This is a genomic window from Desulfovirgula thermocuniculi DSM 16036 (genome assembly GCF_000429345.1).
Lineage (GTDB): Bacteria > Bacillota > Desulfotomaculia > Desulfotomaculales > Desulfovirgulaceae > Desulfovirgula > Desulfovirgula thermocuniculi.
In genome coordinates this window covers 25,993-50,801 of the sequence record NZ_AUBR01000022.1, presented here as the reverse complement: position 1 = coordinate 50,801, position 24,809 = coordinate 25,993, and the positions used below count along the sequence as shown (strand labels likewise).

General features: G+C 63.0%; 26 protein-coding genes and 1 tRNA gene. All 27 read left to right on the top strand.

Features of this window, described 5'->3' with window-relative positions; genetic code table 11:
• Positions 1-380 precede the first annotated feature (380 nt).
• The 27 genes from G454_RS0106650 to G454_RS0106520 all read left to right on the top strand — a co-directional run bounded on the left by G454_RS0106650 (position 381) and on the right by G454_RS0106520 (position 24,801).
• A tRNA-Gly gene (locus G454_RS0106650) sits at positions 381-455 on the top strand.
• Positions 456-499: 44 nt separating this feature from the next.
• A complete protein-coding gene (scfA, locus tag G454_RS20860; protein ID WP_084413323.1) occupies positions 500-649 on the top strand; it encodes a six-cysteine ranthipeptide SCIFF in 150 nt (49 codons plus the stop codon).
• Between the two features lie 84 nt (positions 650-733).
• Entirely contained in the window at positions 734-2,095 is a 1,362-nt protein-coding gene (scfB, locus tag G454_RS0106640; RefSeq protein WP_027717992.1) for a thioether cross-link-forming SCIFF peptide maturase, read from the top strand.
• Between the two features lie 132 nt (positions 2,096-2,227).
• Positions 2,228-3,451 carry a M23 family metallopeptidase gene (locus G454_RS20330; RefSeq protein WP_051276001.1) on the top strand — a complete coding sequence of 408 codons (1,224 nt, stop codon included), beginning with the start codon at positions 2,228-2,230 and terminating at the stop codon, positions 3,449-3,451.
• A 98-nt stretch (positions 3,452-3,549) separates the two neighbouring features.
• Positions 3,550-4,140: a tetratricopeptide repeat protein gene (locus G454_RS0106630; protein WP_027717991.1), complete on the top strand. Its 591-nt coding sequence runs from the start codon at positions 3,550-3,552 to the stop codon at positions 4,138-4,140.
• Positions 4,141-4,206: 66 nt separating this feature from the next.
• Positions 4,207-5,112: a peptidase MA family metallohydrolase gene (locus tag G454_RS0106625; RefSeq protein ID WP_035107190.1), complete on the top strand. Its 906-nt coding sequence runs from the start codon at positions 4,207-4,209 to the stop codon at positions 5,110-5,112.
• A 38-nt stretch (positions 5,113-5,150) separates the two neighbouring features.
• Positions 5,151-6,443 (top strand): UDP-N-acetylglucosamine 1-carboxyvinyltransferase, encoded by a 1,293-nt coding sequence (gene murA, locus G454_RS18050; protein ID WP_051275999.1) that lies wholly within the window; start codon positions 5,151-5,153, stop codon positions 6,441-6,443.
• 3 nt (positions 6,444-6,446) lie between these two features.
• Positions 6,447-6,935 (top strand): 23S rRNA (pseudouridine(1915)-N(3))-methyltransferase RlmH, encoded by a 489-nt coding sequence (gene rlmH, locus G454_RS0106615; RefSeq protein ID WP_245574342.1) that lies wholly within the window; start codon positions 6,447-6,449, stop codon positions 6,933-6,935.
• A 188-nt stretch (positions 6,936-7,123) separates the two neighbouring features.
• Positions 7,124-7,309, top strand: coding sequence for an ATP-binding protein (locus tag G454_RS0106610; protein ID WP_027717988.1), 186 nt, complete (start codon positions 7,124-7,126; stop codon positions 7,307-7,309).
• Between the two features lie 28 nt (positions 7,310-7,337).
• Complete coding sequence (gene dsrA, locus G454_RS0106605) at positions 7,338-8,753, top strand: dissimilatory-type sulfite reductase subunit alpha (RefSeq protein WP_027717987.1); 1,416 nt, start codon at positions 7,338-7,340, stop codon at positions 8,751-8,753.
• 18 nt (positions 8,754-8,771) lie between these two features.
• Positions 8,772-9,959, top strand: a complete 1,188-nt coding sequence (gene dsrB, locus G454_RS0106600) for a dissimilatory-type sulfite reductase subunit beta (RefSeq protein ID WP_027717986.1) — start codon at positions 8,772-8,774, stop codon at positions 9,957-9,959.
• Positions 9,960-10,041: 82 nt separating this feature from the next.
• The gene (locus G454_RS0106595) at positions 10,042-10,284 is read left to right on the top strand and encodes a dissimilatory sulfite reductase D family protein (protein WP_027717985.1); all 243 of its coding nucleotides are present in this window, start codon (positions 10,042-10,044) and stop codon (positions 10,282-10,284) included.
• 128 nt (positions 10,285-10,412) lie between these two features.
• Positions 10,413-10,994, top strand: coding sequence for a tetratricopeptide repeat protein (locus G454_RS0106590; RefSeq protein WP_051276006.1), 582 nt, complete (start codon positions 10,413-10,415; stop codon positions 10,992-10,994).
• 13 nt (positions 10,995-11,007) lie between these two features.
• Positions 11,008-11,262: an FmdB family zinc ribbon protein gene (locus G454_RS0106585; RefSeq protein WP_027717983.1), complete on the top strand. Its 255-nt coding sequence runs from the start codon at positions 11,008-11,010 to the stop codon at positions 11,260-11,262.
• Positions 11,263-11,274: 12 nt separating this feature from the next.
• Positions 11,275-12,375, top strand: a complete 1,101-nt coding sequence (locus tag G454_RS18045; protein ID WP_035107188.1) for a DVU0298 family protein — start codon at positions 11,275-11,277, stop codon at positions 12,373-12,375.
• A 132-nt stretch (positions 12,376-12,507) separates the two neighbouring features.
• On the top strand, positions 12,508-13,311 hold the full coding sequence (locus tag G454_RS0106575) for a respiratory nitrate reductase subunit gamma (RefSeq protein WP_027717982.1): 804 nt from the start codon (positions 12,508-12,510) through the stop codon (positions 13,309-13,311).
• Between the two features lie 14 nt (positions 13,312-13,325).
• Entirely contained in the window at positions 13,326-14,708 is a 1,383-nt protein-coding gene (dsrK, locus tag G454_RS0106570; protein WP_027717981.1) for a sulfate reduction electron transfer complex DsrMKJOP subunit DsrK, read from the top strand.
• Between the two features lie 181 nt (positions 14,709-14,889).
• Entirely contained in the window at positions 14,890-15,207 is a 318-nt protein-coding gene (locus G454_RS0106565; RefSeq protein ID WP_027717980.1) for a TusE/DsrC/DsvC family sulfur relay protein, read from the top strand.
• A 135-nt stretch (positions 15,208-15,342) separates the two neighbouring features.
• On the top strand, positions 15,343-16,728 hold the full coding sequence (locus tag G454_RS0106560) for a cobyrinic acid a,c-diamide synthase CobB (RefSeq protein ID WP_027717979.1): 1,386 nt from the start codon (positions 15,343-15,345) through the stop codon (positions 16,726-16,728).
• 220 nt (positions 16,729-16,948) lie between these two features.
• Complete coding sequence (sleB, locus tag G454_RS0106555) at positions 16,949-17,638, top strand: spore cortex-lytic enzyme (protein ID WP_027717978.1); 690 nt, start codon at positions 16,949-16,951, stop codon at positions 17,636-17,638.
• 15 nt (positions 17,639-17,653) lie between these two features.
• Complete coding sequence (ypeB, locus tag G454_RS0106550) at positions 17,654-19,009, top strand: germination protein YpeB (protein WP_027717977.1); 1,356 nt, start codon at positions 17,654-17,656, stop codon at positions 19,007-19,009.
• Positions 19,010-19,048: 39 nt separating this feature from the next.
• Positions 19,049-19,279: a hypothetical protein gene (locus G454_RS0106545; RefSeq protein WP_156896687.1), complete on the top strand. Its 231-nt coding sequence runs from the start codon at positions 19,049-19,051 to the stop codon at positions 19,277-19,279.
• A complete protein-coding gene (locus tag G454_RS0106540; RefSeq protein ID WP_027717975.1) occupies positions 19,266-19,841 on the top strand; it encodes a hypothetical protein in 576 nt (191 codons plus the stop codon). Before G454_RS0106545 ends, G454_RS0106540 begins: the two co-directional genes overlap by 14 nt.
• A gap of 331 nt (positions 19,842-20,172) precedes the next feature.
• A complete protein-coding gene (locus G454_RS0106535) occupies positions 20,173-20,658 on the top strand; it encodes an Lrp/AsnC family transcriptional regulator (RefSeq protein ID WP_027717974.1) in 486 nt (161 codons plus the stop codon).
• A gap of 20 nt (positions 20,659-20,678) precedes the next feature.
• Positions 20,679-21,905: an aminotransferase class I/II-fold pyridoxal phosphate-dependent enzyme gene (locus G454_RS0106530; RefSeq protein WP_027717973.1), complete on the top strand. Its 1,227-nt coding sequence runs from the start codon at positions 20,679-20,681 to the stop codon at positions 21,903-21,905.
• An 87-nt stretch (positions 21,906-21,992) separates the two neighbouring features.
• A complete protein-coding gene (locus G454_RS0106525; RefSeq protein WP_027717972.1) occupies positions 21,993-23,492 on the top strand; it encodes a sodium:solute symporter family transporter in 1,500 nt (499 codons plus the stop codon).
• Between the two features lies 1 nt (position 23,493).
• On the top strand, positions 23,494-24,801 hold the full coding sequence (locus G454_RS0106520) for a phenylacetate--CoA ligase family protein (protein WP_027717971.1): 1,308 nt from the start codon (positions 23,494-23,496) through the stop codon (positions 24,799-24,801).
• Positions 24,802-24,809: the final 8 nt, after the last annotated feature.

Genomic DNA, 24,809 nt, shown 5'->3' with positions numbered 1-24,809 from the left:
CGAGCGGGCTGGTTTTCGGCTGCGGGGGCTGGTATTGAGGACGGCGATGCGTTATAACCGGCTTTTTCTTTTAATAGCGTACGCCTACTACTTACTGACCGTAGTGGGTGATTGGGCCGAAAAACGGCAACTGCACCGGCGGCTGATGGCGAACACAGAGCGAAAGCGGACTCTGGGGCTTTGGCGTGTGGGGTACTATATTTTTCATTCCTGGTTGAGCGGACGACGGGGCCGATGCCCCTGGGTATTCGATGCCTGGCCCGAGATAGCTTACAGCGGGATGTAGGCATAAAAGGTGGGGATACCTGAGCGGCGGCAACCCTTGACTTTTGGTCCTGACGTGATATAATAACAAATGCAAAGTTTATAAAAAGTTGCGAGCGGGTGTAGCTCAATGGTAGAGCATCAGCTTCCCAAGCTGAGGGCTGCGGGTTCGATCCCCGTCACCCGCTCCATTTTTTTGTCCCCGTACATAGGGCGTGAGGAGGCGATCTTTCCCGTGGGCAAGCACATCAAGACAATCAGCCGCCCCGCGCTGGCCGGTTCGCTGCGCAAAGGGGGTTGCGGGGAGTGCCAGACCTCCTGCCAGTCGGCCTGCAAGACTTCCCTCACCGTAGGCAACCAGGCCTGCTTGCGGGAGAAAAAATAGGCTGGCGAGAGGGTGCAAGGAAGCGCGCGTAAAAAGCCTGATCCCTGTAAAAGGGATGAGGTTTTTTTCTTGTGAGGGGAGAAAATGCTGCACAGGTTTACCATTAACGGCTACCACCTGGTGCTGGACGCCAACAGCGGCGCCCTGCACCTGGTGGACGGCCTGGTCTATGACCTGCTCGGGGAGTACCCGCCGGCGGACCGCCGCGAGCTGGTGGCCAGGTTCAGCCGCTTTTACCCGCGCGAGCAAGTAGAGGAGGCGCTGGCCGAGCTGGAGCAACTGGAAGGGGAGGGCCTTTTGTTTTCCCCGGACCCCCTGGAGGACGCCTGCCGGGTGCCGCAGGAGCGGGGCCTTAAGGCCCTCTGCCTGAACGTGGCCCACGACTGCAACCTGGCCTGCCGTTATTGCTTTGCCGGGCAGGGGAACTTTGGCGGGGAGGCCGGCCTGATGCCCCTGGAGGTGGGGCAAAAAGCCATCGACTTTCTCCTGACCGCTTCCGGGCCGCGCCGCCGGGTGGAAGTGGACTTTTTTGGCGGCGAGCCGCTCTTGAACCTTCCCGTGCTAAAGGAGCTGGTGGCCTACGGGCGGGAAAAGGCCGAGGCGCTGGGTAAGCACATAAAGTTTACCGTGACCACCAACGCCCTCCTTTTAAACCCGGACGTGGCGGCCTACCTCAACGAGCAGGACATGGCGGTGGTGCTGAGCATAGACGGCAGGCCCCAAGTCCACGACGCCATGAGGGTGTTTCCCGGCGGCGGGGGATCTTACCGGTACGTCTTAGAGAACGTAAAGCGCTTTGTAGCCACCCGCCCGCAAGGCGAGTATTACATCCGGGGGACGTTCACCAGGCACAACCTGGACTTTGCCCGCGATGTGCTGCACCTGGCCGACCTGGGATTTAAGAAAATCTCCCTGGAGCCCGTGGTGGCCTGCGGGGCTGCGGATTACGCCCTGAGGCCGGAAGACGTGCCTGCCGTGTGCGCGGAGTACGAGGAGCTGGCCCGCCTCCTGGTAGAGAGATCCCGCGCGGGCGAGCCCTTTGAGTTTTTTCACTTTAACATTGACTTGGAGGGGGGCCCGTGCCTGGTCAGACGCCTCTGGGGCTGCGGCGCGGGGGTTGAGTACCTGGCGGTAACCCCGGGCGGCGACCTGTACCCCTGCCACCAGTTTGTGGGCCGCCCGGAATTTTGCCTGGGCCACGTGGCGGAAGGGATCACCCGTCGTGACCTGGTGGAGCAGTTTAAGGCGGCCCACGTTTACAACAAAGAACCCTGCCGGCAGTGCTGGGCCAGGTTTTTCTGCGGCGGGGGGTGCCACGCCAACGCCCATGCTTATGCGGGAAGCATCATGCAACCCCCCGAAATTTTCTGTGCCCTGGTGAAAAAGAGGATTGAATGTGCCCTGTACGTAAGAGCCGCCCTCTCAGGAGTGCCAGATAATGCCTGAGGCGGTGTTATATGTTTTGCAGGGACAGGCGGCGTTGTGGTAAAATCCAAAAAAATTTTCTTTTGCCTTAACCTGCAACCTGGTTTTTGTCTACAGGTTGCCGGTTGCCTGTGAGGTGAAGGGGCTGTTGGAATGCATGCAGGGTTAAAGCACCTCGTCGCGAGATGGCGGGCGGCCTGGCGTCGCTTCCTGGTGGAAGACCCTCTCACCCCCGCCCAGGTACTTTACCTGGTGGCCATCACCGTGGTGCTGATGGCCTTCGGCCCGCCCCTGTGGGCGTCTTTTACCGGGTGGGCGGTGGTAGTGGACGGCAGGGCGGTGGCCGTCTGCCCCAGCTTGAGCCTTGCCCGGCAGGCCCTGGAGGAGAAGTTTTACCTGGGGGAGGGCCGGGACCTGGCACAGCGGGTGACCGTGCGCCGGGCCTCTGCCGTAGAGGGTCCCCAGGTCTTTCAGGCAAAACAACTGGTTAACCTGCTGGGGGAGGCGCTAGGGACGACGGGGCGCGGCACCGCCCTGGTGGTTGACGGGAAAGTGCGCCTGGTGGTGGCGGATGCGGCGGAAGCCCGGAGCCTGCTGGAGGATGTGGTGGAGGCCTTTCGCCCTGCGGGAGGGAAGGCCTGGCTGGCGGGTAGCGTAGGCCTTGAAGAGGTGCGCGTGCCGCCCGCCCTGGTGCTGGGCCGTGAACAGGCCCTGGAGGCCTTGCTCTCCGCCGTGCGGCGGGGGGAACTGGCCGTTTTGGCCGAGGGCAGGGTGAGCGAGAAGAGGGAAATTCCCTTCGGTGTTGAGCAGCGGAGGGATGGCAGTCTGCTGCGCGGGTACACAAAGATAGTGGAGGCCGGCAGGCCGGGGGTGGAGGAAATCACCTACCGCGTCAGGTACCTTAACGGGCGTGAAGTGGGCAGGGAGGAGCTGGCCAGGCACATATTGCAGGAGCCCCGGAGCCGGGTGGTGGCGGTGGGCACGCGCAGCCTGCTGGCCTCCCGGGCGGGAGACGGCAGCCTGGCCTGGCCGGCGGCAGGTTCGGTATCATCCCCCTTTGGGTGGCGCTGGGGCCGCCTTCATTCCGGCATAGACATTACCGCCCCCTACGGGAGCCCGGTTAGGGCGGCGGAGAGCGGATGGGTGGTAAGGGCCGGCTGGAACGGCGGCTACGGGCTGGAGGTGGAAATTTCCCACGGTGAGGGTGTGGTAACCCGCTACGCCCACCTTTCCAGGATTGAAGTCTCGCCCGGCCAGCCGGTGGAACGCGGCCAGGTGATAGGACGGGTGGGCAGCACCGGTTCGGCCACGGGGCCGCACCTGCACTTTGAAGTTTGGGTAGGCGGCCAGGCGGTAAATCCCATGAGGTTTTTCTAGCAAGGCGCCAACGGCGCCTTTTTTTGCCCTTATGCGCTTCTAAAGGGATATGGTATAATTACAGCGGCCGGCAGGATTAAAAGGGGGTCTGGAGGATTGTGCTTTCAGCCCGCGCTTTTAGAAAGAGGCGCCGCAGGATTGCCTACATAGTGCTCACCTTTTTGCTTTCTCTAGGGCTCCTGGGAACCTCCATCGGCTGGTTTCTGGACAGGAGCTACCGCCCTGCGCCGCAGGAGGGCCCTACCTTGGAGCAGGTGCTATCCGAACTGGAGTCCCAGGCCCAGGCCAACCCGCAGGATGCGGCGCTGGCGGCCAGGCTCGCGAGGGCCTACTGGGAGGCGGGCAAGATGGAGGAGGCCGAAAAGGCCTACCAAAAGGCCGTGGACCTTTCTCCCGAGGACGGCGGGCTGCGCATTGAGCTGGCCCTGGTGCAGTTCTTGCTCGGGCGTGCCGACCAGGCGGCGGCCGGCCTGGCGGAGGAAATAAAGCGCCACCCGGAGCGCGCGGAAACTTACTACTACTATGCCCAGGTGCTGGCCCTGGGTAAGGGCGACTACCGGGGCGGCATCGAGGCCATGGAGAAATTCATTCAGCTCTCGGGGGGCCAGGGCGAGGACGTGGCCCGGGCGCGCCAGATGGTGGAAGAGTGGCGCTCCATGGCCGGCGAAAAAACCGGCGAGAAGAAATGACGCCCCTCGAAAAATTTGGGGGCATCTCTTTTAGTTAACTAATAGTTTAATTCCGGGAGGAAAATCATGCTCCATTTCAGGCTACGGCGGGCCTTCATCTGGTTCCTGCTGAAGGCCGTGACGGCGGGTGCGGCCCTGGCCTTTTTTCTGGCCGCCCGGATGCCGCACCCCCTGCGCGCCTGCGTTTACGGCGCCTTCAGGGAGCTGGCGCGCTATCAGGCCTTGATCTCCACCCGGGAAATGCTTTCCTTAAAGGGGGAGCACTTCGAGGTGCGCTACTGCCCGGCGGATGAGCCTTACGCCCGCCTGGTGCTGGAAACGGCCGAGCGCTTTTACGGTCCGGTGAGCGAGTTCTTTTCCTTTACCCCGCCCGGGCCGGTGCCGGTCATCATCCACCCCACCAGGTCTTCGCTAAACGCCGCTTTTGGCTGGCCGGACGGTGAGAACGCCGTCGGCGTCTACTGGGCCGGGGTGATCCGGGTGCTCTCGCCCCGTGAGTGGGTCGATTCCCGGGACGAGGGAGAGGTCAGGGAGAGGTTTGTGGAAAGCGGCCCCGTGGCGCATGAGCTGGCCCACCTGGCGGTAGACTATATGTCCCGGGGCAACGTGCCGCGCTGGCTGAACGAGGGTATTGCCCAGTACGTCGATTACCGGCTGACCGGTTTCCGTTTCGCACAAGGGGAGCCTTCCCGGCCTCCCTACGGCCTGGAGGAAATGGACCGGAATTTTGACCTCCTGGAGGATCAGGTGCTGGCCTACCGCCAGTCCCTGGCCGCAGTGGAATACCTGGTGGAAGTCTACGGGGAAGAGAGCCTGCATAAGATCTTAGCGGCCTTGGGGCGGGGAGAAGACATTGATACCGCCCTCCGTCATGCCGTGGGCGAAAGCTTGGAGGAATTCTCGCAAAACGTCGCCGCATATTGTGCGGCCGGGTTTTGGCGGCAGGAATTGCGCGCCCGGGCCGAGAATTAAAACGTAGCCCTTTATTTTTCGGGAGGCAAGCGGTTTTCATGGATAGACTGGTCGTGGCCGGCGGCCACGTTTTGCGCGGCCGGGTTACCATCAGCGGGGCCAAAAATGCCGCCCTGGCCATTTTGTGTGCGGCCATTATGTCCGAAGAACCAGTGGTCCTTGAGAACGTGCCCGACATCAGGGACGTGCGGGTAATGGTGGACCTCGTGCGCTCCCTGGGGGCGGAAGTTTACTGGGTTTCACCGGGCAACCTTTATGTGTACTTGAGCGGGCCGCCGGTGGAAATGCCTCCCTACCAGCAGGTCAAGCAGCTGCGGGCCTCCAATTTGCTCCTGGGCCCGCTGCTGGCGCGCTTTGGGTGGGCGGAAATCTCCCTCCCCGGGGGATGTAACATCGGCGTGCGGCCCATGGACCTGCATTTCAAAGGCCTGGCTGGGTTGGGCGCCCGGCTGAGCCTGGAAAGGGGAGTCATCGTGGCCCGGGCCTCCCGGCTGGAGGGCACGCGCATATACCTGGATTTTCCCAGCGTGGGGGCTACGGAGAACATCATGATGGCCGCCTGCCTGGCCCGCGGGCAGACGGTCATTGAAAATGCGGCCAAGGAGCCGGAAGTGGTGGACCTGGCCAATTTTTTGAACTGCCTGGGCGCCAGGGTGCGGGGCGCCGGCACGGACATCATCAAGATTGAGGGAGTGGCCTCCCTGGGCGGCTGCCGGCGCTACGGCGTCATCCCCGACCGCATTGAGGCGGGGACTTTTATGCTTGCCGCGGTAGCCACGCGGGGAGAGGTGGTCCTGGAGAACGTCATCCCCCGGCACTTAGAGCCCCTCTCCGCCAAGCTGCGAGAGGCGGGGGCGGAGGTCTGGGAGGAGGGGGACCGGATCTTTGTGAGGGCTGCCGGGCCGCTTTCGCCGGTGGATATCAAGACCATGCCCTTCCCCGGCTTTCCCACGGACATGCAGCCCCAGATGATGGCCCTGCTTTCCACCGTTCCCGGGACAAGCGTCATCGTGGAAAACATCTTTGAAAACCGCTTCCGCGTGGCCGAAGAGCTAAAGCGCATGGGCGCCAACATCAAGGTGGAGGGCAGGGTGGCGGTAATTGAAGGCGTGGAAAAGCTTCAGGGGGCAACCGTAAGGGCCACGGACCTCCGGGCCGGCGCGGCCCTGGTCATTGCCGGCCTCATGGCCGAAGGGGAGACGCACATTGAAAACGCCGTGTACATCGACCGGGGCTACTTCAACCTGGAGGAGAAGCTGCGGGGGCTGGGGGCGGCGGTCTGGAGGGCCCCTGCGGGGCAAGAGACCGATACCGGCGCCGTGCTCCTGTAACCGGTGGTGGCCGTGCACGTCACCCTTCTTTGCGTGGGCAAGCTGGGGGAAGATTACCTCCGCGCGGCGCAGGCGGAGTATATAAAGAGGCTCAGGCCTTACGCCAGGGTAGAGGTGCTGGAGTTAAAAGAAGAACCCCTGCCGCCGCCCCACCAGAGGGAGGCCGTGGAAAGGGCCCTGGCCAGGGAGGGGGAGGCCATCCTGCGCCGCCTGCCGCGGGAGAGTTACGTGGTGGCCCTCGACCGCGCGGGCAAGATGCTTTCCTCGGAGGAGCTGGCTTCTTTCTGGCAGGAGCTCTTGCGCCGGGGCACGGGCCGCGTGTGCTTTGTGATTGGCGGCAGCGCCGGCCTCTCCCCGGAGGTGATAAGGTCAGCCGATTTTTGCCTTTCGCTCTCCAGACTCACCTTTCCCCACCAGCTGGCGCGCATCATCCTTTTAGAGCAACTGTACCGCGCCTGCAAGATCGCCTCCGGCGAGCCTTACCACCGCTGAGGACCTTGATGGCGGCCCGCCAAAAATTCCCCTAAATAAATAGCTGACAAACAGCAGGAATGGGCTAAAAAATAGCGAATATTTACTACCCGGAAGAAAAGGGAGAGGTGTCTCTTGCAGGGGATCGTGAGCAAAGGGACAAGCTCTCCGCCCAACCCACTTTTTAGCTTTAAAGGAGGTAGTTGCAGGTGTACGTGGTGACCGTAGATATCGAGAAATGCGAAGGGTGCGGCGAGTGCGCGGATTCCTGCCCGGGCGGCGTGCTGGAGATGCGTGACGGCAAGTGCCACGTGGTTAACCCCGATGAGTGCCTGGGCTGCGAAACCTGCGTTACCGTTTGCCCCTCGGGCGCGGTGACCCTGGAGGAAAGGTAAAAACTGGAGGCTAAAAGGAGGCGCAAAGATGTTTAGTCCCAAGCGGCCCCAAAAAGAAATAAAATACCAGGAGCTGCGCATTTACACCGACGAGGAGCTGCGCAACTACACCGAGGAAGAGCTGAAAGAGTTTAAGATCAAGCACCCCATTCCCGATGTGGAGGAGCTAGAAAAAGGACCGTGGCCCAGCTTTGTGGCCGACGCCAAGCGGGAAGCCCTGCGCCGCCGCAAGCTGGCCGACGACCGCATGATGATCGACCGCTATGTGGTGGAGGACCTCCTGGGGCAGCTCCAGCTCTCCTTTGAGGACGGCGAGACCCACTGGAAGCACGGCGGCATCGTGGGCGTGTTTGGTTACGGCGGCGGCGTCATCGGGCGCTACTCCGACGTCCCCGAGAAGTTCCCCGGCGTGGCCCACTTCCATACCATCCGCGTCAACCAGCCGGCCAGCAAGTTCTACAAGACCGACTTCCTGCGGGCCCTCTGCGACCTCTGGGAGTACCGGGGCAGCGGCCTCATGAACATGCACGGCTCCACCGGCGACATCATCCTCCTGGGTACCACCACCGACCAGCTGGAGCCCATTTTCTACGACCTCACCCACGAGCTGGATCAGGACCTAGGCGGCTCCGGTTCCAATTTACGTACTCCTTCCTGCTGCATCGGCAGGGCCCGTTGCGAGTGGGCTTGCTACGACACCCAGGACATGTGCTACGAGATCACCATGCACTACCAGGACGAGCTGCACCGCCCGGCCTTCCCCTACAAGTTCAAGATCAAGTTTGACGGCTGCCCCATTGGCTGCGTGGCCTCCATTGCCCGCGCCGACATCTCCGTGATCGGCACCTGGCGCGACGCCATCCGCATTGACCAGGACGCGGTAAAGGCATACATTGAAGGCGACATCCTGCCCAGCGGCGGTGCCCACCGCGGTCGCGACTGGGGCAAGTTTGACATCAAGAAGGAAGTGCTGGACCTCTGCCCCACCAAGTGCATGTGGATGGAGGACGGCAAACTGGTTATAGATAATAACGAGTGCGTGCGCTGCATGCACTGCATTACCGTCATGCCGCGGGCGCTGCGTCCCGGTACGGACACCGGCGTGTCCATCCTCATCGGCGCCAAGGCTCCCATCCTGGAGGGCGCCCAGCTCTCGCAGGTCATCGTGCCCTTCATGAAAGTCGAGCCGCCTTACGACAACGTGAAGGAACTGATCGACAAGGTCTGGGAGTTCTGGATGGAGGAAGGCAAGAACCGCGAGCGCGTGGGCGAGCTCATCCAGCGCGTGGGCCTGCCCAAGTTCCTGGAAGTCCTCGGCCTGCCGCCGGCGCCGCAAATGGTGAAGATGCCGCGCACCAACCCGTACATCTTCTGGAAGGAAGAGGACGTGCCCGGCGGGTTCACCAGGGACATCAACGAGTACCGGGCCAAGCACAAGAGGTAAAAAAGGGGGTTTTGTTCCATGGCTCTTTCCACCGGCAAATACGGGAAGTACGATCCGCAAAGTCCGACCAAGGACAGGATTACCGATATCGGTCCGCGGCACTTCTGGGAGTTCTTCCCGCCCATCATCCAGCGCAACTACGGCAAGTGGCTCTACCATGAGGTCCTGGAGCCCGGCGTCCTGGTGCACGTTTCCGAAACCGGCGAAAAGGTGTACACCGTGCGCTGCGGTTCCCCGCGCCTCATGAGCGTGGAGTACGTGCGCGAAATCTGCGATATAGCCGATAAATACTGCGACGGCTATGTGCGCTTTACCACCCGCAACAACATCGAGTTCATGGTGGACAGCCTGGAGAAGGTGCAGGCCTTAAAGCAGGAGCTGGAGTCCAGGAAGTTTTACTCCGGCAGCTACAAGTTCCCCGTGGGCGGCACGGGCGCCTGCATCTCCAACGTAGTACACACCCAGGGCTACATCCACTGCCACACCCCGGCCACCGACGCCTCCTCCCTGGTGAAGGCGGTCATGGACGAGCTCTTCGACTACTTCAAGAGCATGGTCCTGCCGGCCAAGGTGCGCGTGGCCGTGGCCTGCTGCCTAAACATGTGCGGCGCCGTGCACTGCTCCGACATCGCGCTTTTGGGCATCCACCGCAAGCCGCCCATCATTGACCACGAGGTCATCGACCAGGTCTGCGAGCTGCCGCTGGTCATTGCCTCCTGCCCGCTGGGCGCCATCTCGCCGGACAAGACTCCGGAGGGCAAGCGCACCCTGAAGATTAAGGTCGAGCGCTGCATGTTCTGCGGCAACTGCTACACCATGTGCCCGGCCCTGCCCATTGCCGACAAGACGGGCGACGGCGTGGCCATCCTGGTGGGCGGCAAGCTCTCCAACCGCGTGAGCGAGCCCAAGTTCTCCAAGGTAGTGGTGGCCTACCTGCCCAACAACTTCCCGCGCTATCCGGAAGTCGTGCAGACGGTCAAGAAGATCGTCGAGGTTTACGCGCAGGATGCCAGGAAGCACGAGCGGCTGGGCGATTGGATCGAGCGCATCGGCTGGGAGCGCTTCTTCGAGAAAACCGGCATACCCTTCACGGAGCACCTCATCGACGACTACCGGCTGGCCTACGATACCTACCGTACCAGCACGCAGTTCAAGTTCACCGAAGCGGCCTGGGAAGTCTCCCGGGCAGCCGGCGGCATCGAGTAAGGCAGACGGCGGGCAGGCGCAAGGATCGTTTTGCGCCTGCCTGCAGTTCCTATAATGCTAAAAAAGGGGAGTTTTGCCGATGATGGACGAGATTAAAAAGGCCATAATCGAGTTTGCCGAGAGCAGCCGGAAGTCCAAGTTTTACTTTAAGGACATGGAGAAAGCCGTGCAGGAAAAGGTGCCCGGTGCCAAGTCCAGGGACATCAAGAAGGCGGCTACCGAGCTCATTAACGAGGGCACCCTCATTTACTTCTCCACCGGCAGCACCACCATGTACGGGTTGAAGGGCCGCGGCGTCACCGAGGAGGAGCGCCAGCAGGGATAGCTCCGGCGCCGCGGGCGCCCCTTTCGTGACGGAAATTTCTCCTTTCGCGCTTGCGTCTTTGCGCACGGCTGGCTATTCACCGGGAATAGCCGCCTTAATTTTTGTTGCGGCAGGTGATTTCCTTGGAAATGAGCGGCAATGCCCCTTGCGCCAGCGCCAAGTACAACCTGGGGGTGCAGATGCTGCAGGAGGGGAAGCTCTCCGAGGCCAGGGCCCTCTTTGAGGAGGCCATAGCCGAGGGGGACCGCATGTTTGAGGCCTACGTTAACCTCGGCTACATTTACTTTAAGGAAGGGAACCTCGCCAAGGCCGCGGAGTGCAACAAGAAGGCGGTGGAGATAGAGCCCCGCTACGCCCGGGGCTACGCCAACTTGGGCTTCGTCTACCTCCAGATGGAAAAGCCCGATGAGGCGGTAGCGGCCCTGGAAAAGGCCCTGGAGCTAAACCCGCGCATCGTGCAGGCCTGGTGCAACCTGGCCAATGCCTACCTGCAAAAGGGCGACCTGGCCAGGGCCATTGAGATAGGGCAGAAAACCTTGGAGATTGCGCCGGACTTCCCGCTGGCGCACAACAACCTGGCCTTTTACTACTACCTCCAGGGCGACATGGAGAAGGCTCAAGCGCACCTCGCGCGGGCCCTGGAGCTGGGCTTCCCCGTGCACCCGGACTTTTTAAAGGAAATGGAGGCCCACCGTAAGAAAGGCGAGTAGGGAGGGAGAGAAGGTGCCCATTTACGAGTTCCGCTGCCTGGAGTGCGGCCACCTCTTTGAAAAGCTTTTCCTTTCCCCCGCGCAGCAGGACGAGGAGGTTTCCTGCCCGCAGTGCCGCTCCTCTTCCTTTGAGCGGGTAATCAGCCGCGTGCACAGCCTTGTAAAGGGCGGCGCCGCCGGGACCGAAGGCCCCAGGCTGACCACGCGCTCCTGCAGCCCCGGCTCCTCCTGCGCCACCTTTGAGCTGCCGGGACTGCCGGAAAAGTAGGGGTGTCGGCGCATGCAGGGCCCGACGCCGAAAGAGCACGTGCAGCAACCATCTTGCCCCTTTTGCGGGCAGGCTTTGGCACCCCCCCGGGAGCCGGCCTTGCGCCGGCCGCTGGAGATGCCTGTGGGCAGCTGCCCCTGCGGGGCGGTTTACGCCTATGATGCCAGCGGCAAGAACCTGGGCTCTGCCTTCGTAGAGGCCCTGGTCTTTGCCTGCGGGATGGACTGGGACCTGGCCTGGGGCCTCCTTCCCGGGGAGGACTACCAGGAAAAAGTCGTGGAAGGCTACGACGGGGAAAGCCACCTCCTTGTCCCCGGGGGATATTACCAGGGCCGGCGGGTGAGGGGAGCCCTTTACTTTGTCAGGCTGAAGGAGGACGTCCAGGAGGTCACCCGCCCCGGGGTGGAAAAGGCCCTGAGCAAGGCCGCCCCTGTCGCCGCTCTCCCGGCGCCACGGTCCGGGTCCGGTGCGGGCATATCCAAAAAAGAGCTGGAGGCCTGGGTGAGGGAGTACCGGGTGGAGGAAGTGGTTGGGGCCGTGGCCCGGGATAGAAAGGCCCTCTGGCACTTAAAGCGCCTTCTGGCCGCCGGGGAAGAAGAGGTGCGCCTGCGGGCGGCGGAGCTCACGGGCCGGGCGGTGGCGCGCGTGGCCGCAGGGGACCCGGGGAGGGTGGCCGAGCTTTTAAAATCCTTCCTTTACGCCCTGGAAGACGCCGGCAGCTTTAGCCCGGGGGTGGTGGACGCCCTGGGTGAAATCATTGCCCGCTCCCCGGAGCGCTTTGCGGGCTACCTGCCGCCCCTGCTCGGCCTCCTGAGCGTCCCCTCGCTGCGGGCCAGGGCCATGCGGGCCCTTTCGCTGGTGGCGGAGGCCCGCCCGGCGCTCCTGCGCAAGTATGCGGCCCGCGTGCTGCCCCTGCTTGCCGACCCCGAGCCGGCGGTGCGCGGCTATGCGGCCCTTTTCCTGGGGCTGGTGGGGGCCAGGGGGGCGGAAGAAGAGCTTTCCCGCCTGCAGGGCGATCCCGCGGAGGTCCCTTTTTACCGGGACGGGCGGCTTTCCACCTCCACGGTGGGCCGGATGGCCGAAGAAGCGCTGGCGCGCCTGCGCGCGAAGTAAGTTTTGCGACCAGCAGGAATCATCATAACTTTGCCGAATATGAAACGTGGATGCTTGTGAAGGGAGGGATAAGCGGCAGACACGGGGGGCGGCGCGGGCAATAGAGAATCGCAAGGGAGGTGTTGAAGCCCAATGGCATACTTCATCGGCCAGATCCTGCCCTACATCACGGTAACCGTTTTTGTCTTGGGCGTGCTCTGGCGGCTGTGGCGCTGGGCGGCGGCGCGGATCGTGCACGATATTACCCTTTCGCCCTTCCCCCAGACCAAGGGAGAGGTCCTGGGCATCTACCTGCGGGAAATCATCCTTTTCCGGAACCTCTTTAAATTCGACCTGCCCCTCTGGGTGGGCGCCTGGCCCATGCACATGGCCCTTTTCGGCGTGCTGGGGGGCCATGTGGTGGGGATTTACTTCCTGGGCAAGCAGTTCGTTTACCTGGGAGCTTCGGAGGAGCTGAGCAAGCACTTATCCGAGTTGCTGGGCACGGTCATGGGTACCATCTTCCTGGCGGGCCTGCTCTACCTGCTCTACCGGCGGGCGGCCATTGACAGGGTCAGGCAGGTTTCCAACCCCAGCGATTACCTCATGATCCTCCTGCTCATTGCCATCGTCTCGGTGGGCGATTTCATGCGCTTCTTCCCTGCCTACGGCATCGAGTACGAACCGGTGCGGGAGTGGTTCTACACCCTGGCCACCTTCCAGCCGGCAGCCATACCCGACAACCCCTTCTTCATCCTGCACATCCTGCTGGTGCAGGTGCTGATCATGATCTTTCCCTTCAGCAAGCTCATGCACCTCTTCGGTATGTTCGGCATGCGCTGGATTGTCAACCGGGTGCAGCGCGAGCCGGCGCCGGGGCTGCCCAACGTGGACGTGGCGGCTGCGCGGGCTAAGGGTATAGGGCTTCCCCAGGCCGGCGCCGGCGATGCGGCTTAAAGGGGGGATAACCGTTGCCAGAGTACAAGGGCTTGAAAATACCGGCAAGGGCCACCGACGAGGAGATGCGCAAGATCCACATCGAGCCGGTGCCCGACGAGCAAAAGGTGGACAAGGCCATCCAGTACCTGGATGAAATACGCAAGAAATTCCGCTCCTTCGTGCTGGCCATGGAGTCCTGCGTGAAGTGCGGCGCCTGCGCGGAGAACTGCCACACCTACCTGGGCACGCGGGACCCCAACAACATACCCACCATGCGCGCCGAGCTCATGCGCAAGATTTACCGGCGCTACTTTACTCCGGAGGGGCGCTGGTTCGGCAAGCTGGTGGGGGCACAGGACCTGGATTTGGACACCATCATGCAGTGGTACTCCTATTTTTACCAGTGCAACGAGTGCCGGCGCTGCGGCCACGTCTGCCCCTTTGGCATCGACACCTGCGAGGTGACCATGATCGGCCGCCAGATCCTGCACTGGCTGGGCATCGTGCCCAAGCTCCATGCCAGCGTGGGAGCATCTATGGAGCGGACCGGCAACCACACCGGCCTCACCAAGGCGGCCATTGTGGACACCCTGGAATTCCTCTCGGAGGAAATCAGGGACGAGTTTGGCGTAGAGGTAACCTTCCCCGTGGACAAGGAGGGCGCCGACATCCTTTACGTGCCCTCCTCGGCGGACTTTCTGCTCAACCCCTACACCTTGATGGGCGCGGGCATGTTCTTTACCTACATCGGGGCCAACTGGACCATTTCCAGCCACATGACCGAGGCGGGCAACTTCGGCCTCCTCTTTGACCAGCAGCACACCATGCGCCACCTCTTCACCCGGCTCCTGCACACCGCCCAACAGCTGGGCGTGAAGAAGATAGTGTGGGGCGAGTGCGGGCACGGCTGGCGTGCCTGGAAGATGTATTTAAAGGGCATGGCCGACCTGCCCCTGCGCTGGGAAATCACCCATATCCACAACGAGGTGGCCTATTACATTGAGACTAACCAGTTGAAGCTCGACCCGTACAAGATCGGGCGCCCGGTGACCCTGCACGACCCGTGCAACTACGTGCGCGCCTGCAACCTGGCCGAGACCCTGCGCAAGGTGATCCGCGCCTGCGTGGCCGACTTCCGCGAGATGTACCCCAACCGGGAGGACAACTTCTGCTGCGGCGGCGGCTCGGCCATCCTCTTTGACGACCCGGAAATGTACCAGCTGCGCATCAAGTTCTCCGCCAAGAAGGCGGAGCAGGTGCGGGCCACCGGCGTGGGCAAGGACGGTAACGGCATCCTGTGCGCCCCCTGCTCCATCTGCAAGGCCCAGCTTTACCCCATGGTGGAGGAACACGAGCTGGGCGTGGAGGTCAAGGGCCTCATCGACCTGGTGGGCATGGCCCTGGTGTGGAGGTAGAGTTTGTGCCAACACATTGACTTGCCCGGCCACTAGGTGGTATCCTTTTATGGGGGATGGTTTGGCCGCAAAGCCACGGCGTTCTCCCATAAAGAAAAAAGCAGCCGGCGGGGCTGCCTTAAAACGTTTGCTTCCCTTAGTCAAGCTATACCATCAAGTTTTACGGAGGTGTCTTTAGGGTATGCCTTCCATCATCGTCAACGGTGTGGAGATCGAGCAGGACGAGGACGGGTTCATCCAAAACCCGGAGCTTTGGAATGAGGAAGTGGCCAAAGCCCTGGCCAAGCAGGAAGGTATTGAAGAGCTGACCGAAGAGCACTGGAAGGTGGTCAACTACCTGCGCAACTACTACCTCCAGTTCCAGATCGCGCCCATGATCCGCAAGCTCTGCAAGGAAACCGGGTTCAGCTTGAAGAAGATCTACGAGCTGTTCCCCTCCGGGCCGGCCAAGGGTGCCTGTAAAGTTGCCGGCCTGCCCAAGCCCACCGGCTGCGTGTAACCCGGGCGCCGCAAAAAAGTTCTTTACGGGAAATTGGCGGGCACATGCTAAAACCACCTGCTGCCGCCGGTGCAGGGCAGCGGGGCGTGGGGCTGTGCCTGTTCTTTTGCCTTGCGTACGGGAGGTCTAAAAGTGATGCGGCAGCACCGGATACCGCGGCTGGTCATTGGCGCGCCCCGGGGGCGGTCAGGCAAGACGACGGTCACCATGGCCGTCCTGGCCGCCCTGGTGCACGGGTACGGGCTGGCCGTGCAGCCTTTTAAGAAGGGGCCCGATTTCATCGACCCCGGCTGGCTTACCCGGGTGGCCGGGCGCCCCTGCCGTAACTTGGACGGCTTTCTTTTTTCCCGCCGGGACATCTACCGTCACTTTGTGCGCCACAGCCTGGACGCCGACCTGGCCGTGGTGGAAGGGGCCATGGGCCTCTTTGACGGGGTGGACCTGGAGGGGAGCGGCAGCACGGCGGAAATAGCCAAGATCATTAAGGCCCCGGTGGTGCTGGTAGTGGACGCCACGCGCATGACCCGCAGCGTGGCCGCGCTGGTACAGGGGTTTATGCATTTTGATCCCCAGCTGCACGTGGCCGGGGTTATCCTGAACCAGGTGGCCAGGGCGCGCCACGAGAGGATGCTCCGCGAGGCGGTGAGGCGCTACTGCGGCCTTCCGGTGCTGGGCGTCATCCCCAAGGGGAAAAGGCTGACCATACCCGACCGCCACCTCGGTCTGGTGCCCCCCGGGGAGAGGGATGAGCTTCTGGAGGTAATCCCGGAAATTGCCCGCGTGGCCCGGGAGTGCCTGGACATGGAGGCGCTCCTGGAGGTGGCCGGGAGCGCCCCGCCCCTGGAAGTTCCGGAGGACCTGGCGGGGCGTCCTGCTGCCCGGCCGGCGGGCGGCCCGGCCATTGGCGTTATCAGGGACCGGGCCTTTTCCTTTTACTACCCGGAAAATCTGGAGGCCCTGGAGGAGGCCGGCGCCAGGCTGGTTTACATTGACGCCCTGCGGGACACCGTTCTCCCCGGCGTGGACGCTCTCTACATTGGCGGCGGCTTTCCGGAGGTGCTGGCCCCGCAGCTGGAGGCCAACGAAGGGCTGCGCGCGGACATACGCCGGGCCGTGGAAGAGGGCCTGCCGGTTTACGCGGAGTGCGGGGGCCTGATGTACCTGGGCAGGCGGATAACCTGGCAGGGGAAGAGCTACCGCATGTGCGGCGCCCTGCCCTACGACGTGCTCATGGAGGATCGCCCTTGCGGCCACGGCTACGAGGTGGTGGAGGTGGTAGGGGAAAACCCCTACTTCCCGGTGGGCGGCGTAATTAAAGGCCATGAGTTCCACCACTCCCGCCTGGAGGGCGTGGGTTCCGGGCTGCGCTACGCTTTTCGTGTCCTGCGCGGTTACGGGATAGACGGGCGCCACGACGGGCTGGTGTACAAGAACGTCCTGGCCGCCTACAACCACCTCCACGCCCTGTCGGTTCCCTCCTGGGCAAGGGCCCTGGTGGAAAGGGCGGCCCGCCGCCTGTAGAGAGGGTACCGTGGCCTGTATCCCGGGGCGGCGTCGTCCCCGTCGCTCCGCGCTGCGGGCCGGGCGAAACGCCGGCTTGCCCCGGGGCGGTCCCGGCGGCGCCGCCGCATTAATGCCGGTAGCCCTTGCAAAAGCGGTGCTCTTTACGGCACCGCTTTTCATATTTTTTAGCCTCCGGAGGAAAACTAGCAAAAAAGCACCGGAGGAAGAGGAATTTTTTATGGTTCGCAAGGCGGTACTGGTTTTGGCCCTCGCGCTTTTAGCCCTCGGTACGTGCGGCAGCAGGGCGCTGCAGGCCCAGAACCGCACCCTTTACTGGGGAACGAGCGGCGACGACGTGGCCGCCCTGCAGCAGCGCCTCCTGGAATGGGGCTACTACGCGGGGCCGGTGGACGGCTTCTACGGCAGCCTCACCCAGCAGGCGGTGGTGGACTTCCAGCTGCAAAACGGCCTGGTTCCCGACGGGGTGGTGGGCCCGGAGACCTGGGCGGCGCTGGGGTTTGCCGCCGCGCCCCCGGCGGCGCCCGCCGAGGCGGCGGTTTCCCGGGGCCTCTCCAACCGGGATGAGGTCTACCTCTTGGCGCGGGTCATCGAAGGCGAGGCGGCCGACGAGCCCTTCGAGGGCAAAGTGGCCGTGGGGGCAGTCATCCTGAACCGCACGCGCAGCGCGGCCTTTCCCCATACCCTGGCCGGGGTGATCTTCCAGCCCCATGCCTTTGAGTCGGTGGCCAACGGCCAGTACAACCGCCCCGTCAGCGAGGAATCCCTGCGGGCGGCACTTTTGGCCATGAGCGGGTGGGACCCCACCGGGGGCGCCATATACTTCTGGAACCCGGCCAAGCCGGTGAACCCCTGGGTCTGGTCGCGGAACATCGTCACCCAGATCGGGCGCCACGTCTTTGCCCGCTAGGAGGGAGGGGGAGCTATGGACAGGAAGCGGTGGCTTTTGCCCCTGGCTTTGGGGGTCATCCTGGTGGGAGCGCTTTGCTTCTGGGGCTACCAGCAGAGCCTGGCCCGCCAGCGCCTGACCACGGTCCTTAACAACAAGTACTACCGCAGCTTTTACGACCTGCTGGAAAACGTGCAGAACCTGGAGGTCCTTCTGTCCAAGAGCCTGGTGGCCGGCGGCCAGGGCACTAAAAGCCGCTTGCTCATGGACCTGTGGCAGCGGGCCAACGCCGCCCAGGCCAGCTTGAACCAGCTGCCGGTAGGAGATGCCCTGACCGGTCGCACGGCCAAGTTTCTCACCCAGGTGGGCGACTACGCCTACGCGCTCCTGCTCCAGATTTCCCAGGGGAAGGAAGTAACAGAAAGCCAGTGGCAGACCCTGCAGGCTTTATACCAGCAGGCCAGGGACTTGAACGGGGACCTGGCCGAACTGGAGGCCCGCCTTGCCGGCGGGAAGCTGGTGCTGAGCGAGCTGGCCCGGGAGGGCGGGCGGCTGCTGGGGAGGAAGGGGCCGCAGCTGGCCAGCGGGGACTTTCAGGCCATTGAAAAGCGCATGTCCCGCTTCCCCACCCTCATATACGACGGGCCCTTTTCCGATCACCTGGAAAAAAGGGAACCCCGGGGCCTGAGCGGAGGGAGCATTAGTGCGGAGGAGGCCGGGCGCAGGGCCAGGGAGTTTGTGCGCGGTGGAGATTACGAGGTTGCCCGGGTGGGAGAGGTGGGGGGTAAGATACCCTCCTACCTGGTAGAGCTTAAGCCAAAGGTGGGCCGGGCGCACGGGGTAACGGTGGCCGTCACCAAGCAGGGGGGCCACCTGAACTGGCTGACCGCCGCCCGCGCCGTGGGCGCCCCTGCGCTGAGCATCGAGCAGGCGCGACAAAAAGCCCGGGATTACCTGGCCTCCCTCGGCTACCGGGACCTGGTGCCCGTTTATTTTGAGCGCCAGAACGCCACGGTAGTGGTTAACTTTGCCGCCACCCAGGAGGGGGTGATCCTCTACCCCGACCAGATCAAGGTGGCCGTGGGGCTGGATAACGGCGAGATCCTGGGGATAGAGGCCTCGGGCTACCTGATGAACCACCGGCCCCGCCACCTGCCCCGCCCGCAGCTGAGCGCGACAGAAGCGCGCCAGAGGTTAAACCCGCGCCTGCAGGAAGTGAGAGGGGGCAGGCTGGTCCTCATCCCCTTGGGGATTGATAAGGAAAAGCTGGCCTACGAATTTGCGGGCCGCCTGGATAGAGACCTCTTCCTGGTCTACATTAACGCCGCGGACGGCAGGGAAGAGCAGATCCTGCGCGTGGTGCACAATCCGGAGGGAGTGTTAACGTTGTAGGAAGCATGTGGTAAAATGTAAGTAGAGGAAGGTGATATGGTGCGGGAGTGGCGGGAAGAGGATATAGAGCAAAGAGTTGCTGCAAAGGGGACGGTAGCAGACCGCATAGTTATACGCCACCGTCGGGAGCGGCCGGTAAGGAGGAGGCCCCGTGATCCCGGAGAGCAGCGGGTGCTGGATTACCTCTGCCTGCGGGAATGGAGGCGGGCTTTAGAGCTGGGAAAAGTAAAATTTTTGAGTTCCCGAGAGTGGTATTATGAATGCGATTGAAAGGGCTAGGGAGGCCCTTTTAGCAATTGAGCCTCAAAACCGCTACCGGCTAATGGTAGAAGTGGCGGCTATAATTACGGAGCTACTAGAGCCATATGGCCTCAGGCCGGTGGTGGTGGGTGGATTGGCCGTGGAGATATACACCCGCGGCCATTATACTACCTGTGATATTGACCTGGTAGTAAGCTGTCGTGATGTGGCGGGTCAAATCATTTCACAGCTGGGCTTTATTAAAGAGGGCAGGCACTGGTATCACGAAAAGTTGCATGTGAGCATAGAAATGCCCGGCGATCGCCTGGAAGATGCCGATGAGGAAAAAGTTATTAAGCTTCATTTACCGAGTGGCAGGCACCTCTACGTAATAGGAATAGAAGATATCATCCTGGACAGGCTAAGGGCGTGTGTCTATTGGAAGTCCTCTTCTGACTGTGAATGGGGCCTCAGGTTGTTGAAAGTGCACCGGGAAAGGCTGGATTTATCTTACATGCTGCAATCGGTCCGGAAAGAAGGCCAGGTTCTGGAAAAAGAACTAATTAAGTGGTTGGAAACGGAGCCCCGTTGACAGAGGGTTTGGCCCCGTGGTAGTATTGTTCTTAACTTGATAGGGGAACGGCTTTGAAGGGGAAGAAGGGCGTGTCAACCACCAGCGAGCCGGGGGGAGGTGCGAGCCCGGCTGGGGAAGCGCCCGTGCCGCCCCGGAGCCGGCGGGTGAAAGGGCAAAGCCCGAGTAGCTCCGTCCCGGTCGGTCCTCCGTTAAAGGGCCAAAGAGGGGGCCTGCCCGCAAATTGCCGGGCGGCCAACTTGGGTGGTACCGCGAGAGCAGGGCTCTCGTCCCATGAGGGGCGGGAGCCCATAAATTTTACCCAGGAAATTTGGCGGCAGGAGGTGAGAGGGTGAACAAAACGGAGCTGCTGGAGCTTTTGGAAAACGACGCCAGGTTGACGCCGGAAGAAATTGCTCCCATGCTCGGCGCCGGGGTGGAGGAGGTACGGCGGGCCATTAAGGAGCTGGAGGAGAACAAAACCATCCTGAAGTACATCACCCTGGTCAACTGGGAGAAGGCCGGGGAAGAAAAGGTTTCCGCGCTCATCGAGGTGCGCCTGACCCCCCAACGGGACGTGGGCTTTGACGGGCTGGCGCGGCGCATCTGCCGCTTTCCGGAGGTGCGCAGCGTGCGCCTGATGTCCGGCGCCTACGACCTGGCCGTATTCGTGGAGGGCCGCTCCCTGCGGGAGGTGAGCAACTTTGTGGCCACCAAGCTGGCCACCATTGAGGGCGTAGTCAGCACCACCACCCACTTCGTCCTCAAGACCTACAAGCAGGACGGGGTGATTATCGAGGACGGCGAGGAAGACCGCCGCCTGATGGTTACACCGTAGCAAGGAAGGGGGTAAACGGTATGACCAGCACCTGGCACGAACGCCTCAACCCTTTGGTGAGGAACCTGCCGCCCTCGGGCATAAGGCGCTTCTTTGACCTGGTGGCGGAAACCAAGGGAGTCATTTCCCTGGGGGTGGGAGAGCCCGACTTCGTCACCCCCTGGCACATCCGGGAGGCCTGCATTTACTCCCTGGAAAAAGGCTACACCATGTACACCTCCAACAGCGGGCTTTTAGAGCTGCGCCAGGCCATCGCCCGCCACCTGGCCGAAACCTACGGCCTCTTTTACGACCCTAAAAAGGAGATCCTGGTGACGGTGGGCGTGAGCCAGGGCCTGGACCTGGCCGTGAGGGCCCTCGTCGGCCCGGGGGATGAGGTCCTGGTGCCGGAGCCGTCCTACGTTTCGTACGCGCCCGTGGTTACCCTGGCCGGCGGCAGGGTGGTTCCCCTGCCCACCACCGTGGAGGAGGAGTTTCGCCTCTCTCCCCAGCAGGTGGAGGCGGCCATCACGCCGCGCACCAAGGTCCTCATCCTCTCCTACCCTAACAATCCCACCGGCGCGGTGATGGACCGCCGGCGGCTCCTGGAGATATGCGAGGTGGTGAAAGCCCACGACCTGCTCGTCATTTCCGACGAAATATACGACAAGCTGACCTACGAAGGGGAGCACACCTGCGTGGCCAGCCTCCCCGGCATGAAGGAGCGCACCGTGCTCTTAAACGGCTTTTCCAAGTCCTACGCCATGACCGGGTGGCGCATCGGCTTTGCCTGCTCCAATGCCGAGTTCATTGCCGCCATGACCAGGATCCACCAGTACACCATGCTCTGCGCCCCCATTACGGCCCAGATGGCCGCCCTGGAAGCCCTGAGAAACGGCCACGCCGCCATGGAGCGCATGGTGCGGGAGTACAACCGCCGCCGCCTGCTGGTCGTGCAGGCGTTCCGCGACATGGGCCTGGCCTGCTTTGAGCCCAAGGGGGCCTTTTACGCCTTCCCGGAAATCAGGGCCACCGGCCTTTCCTCCGAGGCCTTTGCCGAAGCGCTCCTCTACGAGGAGAAGGTGGCCGTGGTGCCCGGCAATGCCTTCGGGGCCAGCGGCGAGGGGTTCGTGCGCTGCTCCTATGCCGCTTCCACCGACGACCTCATCGAAGCGCTGCGGCGCATTGCCCGCATGGTGCGCCGCCGCGGCGTGCGCCCGCGGGTCATCTCGGCCTTCCTTTCCCCGGCCAGGAGCGCCGCGGGGTAAAATAAACTCTTTTATAAGGCAGGATTTGCGCTTTAAAAAGGCGAATTAACTAGCCGGGAAAAAAGCAGGACGGGAGGATGGCAGGAAGTGAAATTCATCTTGCTCGGCCTCTTTATAGGCGTGCTCTTGTACAGCGGGTACAGCAGCATGGCGAAAGTGCGCAGCATAGGCGACTTCTTTTTGGCCGGCAGGGCCCTCGGGCCCTGGCTTTCCGCCTTCGCCTACGGCACCACTTACTTTTCGGCGGTGGTGTTTATCGGCTACGCCGGGAAGGTGGGCTGGAGCTTCGGCCTTTCTTCCCTGTGGATCGTGGTGGGCAACGCCCTGCTGGGCAGCTTCCTGGCCTGGCTGGTTCTGGCGCGGCGGACCCGCCTCATGACCGAGCGGCTGGGGGCCATGACCCTCCCGGAGTTCCTGGAGGCCCGCTACCACAGCCGGGCCATGAAGATCTGCGGTGCCCTGCTCATCTTCATCTTCCTGGTGCCCTACTCGGCTTCCGTCTACATGGGCTTGAGCTACCTCTTCAACCGGGTTTTCGGCCTGCCCTACCTTTACGCCGCCCTCATCATGTGCCTTTTCACCGCCCTTTACCTGGTCATGGGCGGTTACCGGGCGGTGGCCGTCACCGATGTCATCCAGGGCGCGGTCATGCTGGGCGGCGCGGGCATCCTGCTCTATTACGTCCTGGCCGCCCCCCAGGTGGGCGGGCTGGCGGAAGGGATCGGGAAGCTGGCCCAGCTGGACCCCGGGCTGGTGAGCGCCGCCGGCCCCGGCAACCGCTGGCCGGCCCTGGCCTCCCTGGTGCTCCTGACCAGCCTGGGTCCCTGGGGGATGCCCCAGATGGTTCAGAAGTTTTACGCCATCAGGGACGAGGCGGCCATCCGCCCGGCCATGTGGGTTTCCACCGTCTTTGCCCTGATCATTACCTTTAGCGCCTACTTCACCGGCTCGCTCACCCGCCTGTTCTTTGACAAGCTGCCCGTTGATCCGGCCACCGGGAAGGCCACACCCGACCTCCTCATGCCCATGCTCATCGAGCGCGCCTTGCCCGAGCCGGCGGCGGCGGTCATCCTCCTGCTGGTACTTTCGGCCTCCATGTCCACCCTTTCCTCGCTGGTGCTGGTGAGCAGCTCGGCGGTGGCCATCGACCTGGTGCAGGACCTCTGGCCCGGGGCCAAAAAGCGCGGGGTGCTCATCATGCGCCTCCTGTGCGCGGCCTTCATTGCCCTCTCGCTGGTGCTGGCCCTGGCCAAGCCGGCCATCATCCTCAGCATGATGGCCATTTCCTGGGGCACCGTGGCCGGGGCCTTTCTGGCCCCCTACCTTTACGGCCTTTTCTGGCGCAAGGCCACCCCGGCAGGTGCCTGGGCGGGGATGCTCACCGGGGTCCTCTTTTCCGTGCTCCTTTCCCTTTACTACCGCCTCGACCCGGCGGTGGTGCCCCTGGTGGGCTCGTTGGCCATGATCATTCCCCTGGCCGTGGTGCCCCTAGTGAGCCTGCTTACCCCCGCCCTGCCGGTCCAGCTGGTGGAGAAGGCCTTTGGCTACCGGGCGGCAACACAGTCAGAGCGAGGAGGAGCGGCATAAAATGATCTGGGATCCGGCACACGAGTGCATGGCGCGGGAGGAACTACGCGGGCTCCAGCTGGCGCGCCTGCGGGAAACGCTGGCGCGGGTGTACGAGAGGGTGCCCTTTTACCGGCGGCTTTTTGACGAGCGGGGGGTTAAGCCGGAGGACTTAAAAACGCTGGAGGACATCCGCCGCTTTCCCTTTACCACCAAGGAGGCCCTGCGGGATCACTACCCGTACGGGCTTTTTGCCGTGCCCTTGAAGGAGGTGGTACGCCTTCACGCCTCCTCCGGCACCACGGGCAGGCCTACGGTGGTCGGCTACACCAAAAAAGACCTGGAAACCTGGAGCGAGCTGGTGGCCCGCATTGCCGCCATGGCCGGCGTGTCCCCCGACGATGTGGTGCAGATCACCTTCGGCTACGGCCTCTTTACCGGGGCCTTTGGCCTCCACTACGGCCTGGAAAAACTGGGGGCTACCGTCATCCCCGCCTCGGTGGGCAACAGCGAGAGGCAGGTAATGATCATGCGCGACTTCGGCACCACCGTGCTGGTGGGCACGCCCTCTTACGTCCTGCATTTGGGGGAGACGGCCCGGGCCATGGGCATAGAGCCCCGGGAGCAGCTCAGCGTGCGCCTGGGCCTTTTCGGGGCCGAGGCCTGGAGCGAGGAGATGCGCCGGGAGCTGGAAGAAATGTGGGGCATGAGGGCCACCGATAACTACGGCCTTTCCGAGGTCATGGGCCCGGGGGTGTGCGGCGAGTGCCTCTCCTCGCCGGGCACCATGCACATTGCCGAGGACCATTTCCTGGTGGAAATCGTGGACCCGGAAACGGGGGAGCCGCTGGACTACGGCCAGGAGGGGGAGGTGGTCATCACCACCCTCACCAAAGAGGCCCTGCCCCTGGTCCGCTACCGCACCAGGGACATCTCCCTCCTTTACCCCGACCCCTGCCCCTGCGGTCGCACCACCGCCCGCCTGCGCAAGGTGGTGGGCCGCACCGACGACATGCTCATTGTCTCCGGGGTAAACGTCTTCCCTTCGCAGATTGAAAGCGTGCTCATGCAGATAGAGGGGATTGCGCCTCACTACCAGATCGTGGTGGGCAAGAAGGGCTACCTGGACTACCTGGAGGTGCAGGTGGAGGTTGCGCCGGAATCCTTTACCGGCAATTACCGGGACCTGGAGGCCCTGGAGGAAAAGGTGCGCCGGCGGCTGGCGGCGGTGCTCTCCATCAACCCGCGCGTGCGCCTCCTGGAGCCCTGCTCCCTGGAGCGCAGCCAGGGCAAGGCCAAGCGGGTGATCGACAACCGCCCCCGCGCATAGCACCGGGG